We start from the raw sequence: 1,502 nt of genomic DNA, 5'->3' as shown, positions 1-1,502 counted from the left end.
CGTTTGGCGCGCCCGTTACGGTGCGCCGTTCCGGTTCCCGGTATCGCCTGGAAGTGGGGCGTCACGCACGAACATTTGCGCAATAGTTCCGCCATGCGCATTGCCTCACGGTAAAATGTTACCGGGAGAGGCGTCCGGTTAGGACATCGATGCCTCACGATCGAGGTTACTTTTGGCAGTGAAGAGCAGACGCAATTTTCGTTCAAGCTCTTCGCGCAGGTGGAATGGGTTGAGTTGGCTGTATTGGGCGCGCAGAGCGGCCTTGGCTGACTCGATGAGGGTGGACGATTCCAATAACCGTTGCAGCGGGGTCTTCGGTTTTTCGTAGCGGCGGCGGTACTTGCTGCCGAGCTTCTGTTTTTCGATGAGCTTGGCCTTGGGTAAAAAGTAGTTTTGCAACAGCCGCCACTCGTGGCGATAGATCGCATTCATCAACTCCACCAGTTCGGGATGCTCCAGCCGGTCGTGGCCGAAGAGCTGGCGCACATGGGTCCAGTTCTTTTGTTCGACGTGGGCGTTGTCGTTTTTGCGATACGCGCGACTGCGGGTGAACGGCACGCCTCGCTCATGCAAATGACGGTGGAGCGACAGTTGAGGAACTCGCTGCCGTTGTCGGAGTGAAAGCTCTTCACGGCGAAGGGCAGCACGTCCTCCATGTCCTGGTACTGGGCCAAAATCCCGGTCGCGCCCTTGTTCCAGGTCGCGCGGTTTTCCGTCCAGCCGCTGGCCGGATCGGTGAGCGTCAGGCTGTAGATGAAGTCCCCGGCGGTGGTGTCGCCACAATGGGCCACCGTGTCGGCCTCCAGGTGCCCCGGTTCGGTGGTGTTGGCCGGACCGCCGCGCAAGGCTACCTGGTGGCGTAAAAGTGAGCCCGGTTTGGTCGTGCTCAAGCCTCGTCGCGGATGGCGGACCCGTAGCGGGGCCAAAAGCCGGTCGAGCGTGGCGGCGCTTAAGTTGAGCAGTTGTTGGCGCACCGCTGGCGTCACCCCCTTCTTGAGGTGCGGCAGCCAAAGGGGAATGATCGCCTTGAGCCGCTTGCCGCACGGCTGCTCGCTGGAAAGCCAGATCGTCTTGAGCGGCCCGAGGATCTTGCCGGCATCATAGGTTGGCTTGGGCCCGGGACGGTGCCTCACGGCCCGCGCGACCGGACGGTTGAGTAGTCGCAACGCCGCCTTGCGGTGATACCCGCAGACCGAACAAAACTCGTCGAGGATTTTGCCCTTATGTTGCCTTCCTGCTCGTTGATAACGGTCGTAAATCCGACCCAAATACTGCACTTTTACTTCGATACTCATTGTCGTTGTTCTGGTAACCACGATTATGAGTCAACGAACTGCTTAACCCTTTGCCAAGCTTGCCTCCCCGGTAACATTTATCGTGAGGCAATGCGGCCGCCGCTTTAGCTCATGGAATAATTTGAATTGTGAGAAATCCAGACTAGTCTGAGTGTGGAATGACACTTGCCGATGTTAAAAAACTTGCGGTTCAGCTTCCTCCTGCTC

The 1,502-nt window shown here is 58.5% G+C and carries 2 protein-coding genes; both read right to left on the bottom strand.

The window, feature by feature from the left end; all coding sequences use genetic code 11:
* Positions 1-138: 138 nt before the first annotated feature.
* Positions 139-486 carry a hypothetical protein gene (locus tag WBR57_RS23190; RefSeq protein WP_424087002.1) on the bottom strand — a complete coding sequence of 116 codons (348 nt, stop codon included), beginning with the start codon at positions 484-486 and terminating at the stop codon, positions 139-141.
* Entirely contained in the window at positions 432-1,295 is an 864-nt protein-coding gene (locus tag WBR57_RS23185) for a hypothetical protein (protein WP_424087000.1), read from the bottom strand. Before WBR57_RS23185 ends, WBR57_RS23190 begins: the two co-directional genes overlap by 55 nt.
* Positions 1,296-1,502 lie beyond the last annotated feature (207 nt).

The organism is Pseudomonas sp. (genome assembly GCF_049590575.1).
Lineage (GTDB): Bacteria > Pseudomonadota > Gammaproteobacteria > Pseudomonadales > Pseudomonadaceae > Aquipseudomonas.
This window is presented reverse-complemented; position numbering and strand designations above follow the sequence as displayed.

Bases quoted from the DNA above. Each gene is read 5' to 3' on its own strand.
- WBR57_RS23185 (WP_424087000.1), bottom strand. From the start codon at position 1,295: ATGAGTATCGAAGTAAAAGTGCAGTATTTGGGTCGGATTTACGACCGT.